Source organism: Gluconobacter sp. GP1 (assembly GCF_032913585.1).
Taxonomy (GTDB): domain Bacteria; phylum Pseudomonadota; class Alphaproteobacteria; order Acetobacterales; family Acetobacteraceae; genus Gluconobacter; species Gluconobacter cerinus.
Genome location: NZ_JASGXC010000083.1, coordinates 1 through 239, shown reverse-complemented (window position 1 = coordinate 239; position 239 = coordinate 1). Strand labels below are relative to the sequence as shown.

General features: G+C 56.5%; 1 pseudogene. It reads right to left on the bottom strand.

Annotation, left to right across the window (positions count from 1 at the left end):
- A pseudogene (locus tag R5H23_RS17025) lies at positions 1-239 on the bottom strand (hypothetical protein); the annotation flags it as partial.

Genomic DNA, 239 nt, shown 5'->3' with positions numbered 1-239 from the left:
GTAAAATTATGCTGCCACCCAATCCGCCAGCGCCATGTGGGAGGACTGAGAGAAGAATCCAGCGCTATGGGTTGAATTTCGGTCATTTCGTTGGCGGTCAATGTCATGACCGTGGACGTCGTTTCATCCCAGGCCAGGAGTTGGACGGGACGCAGTTTACCCTCTCGCGTCGGGACGATTGAAATACCAAGCCCTGAGAGCAGCGTGCGGACAACGTCCTGCCCCGTGACCGTTTCCGT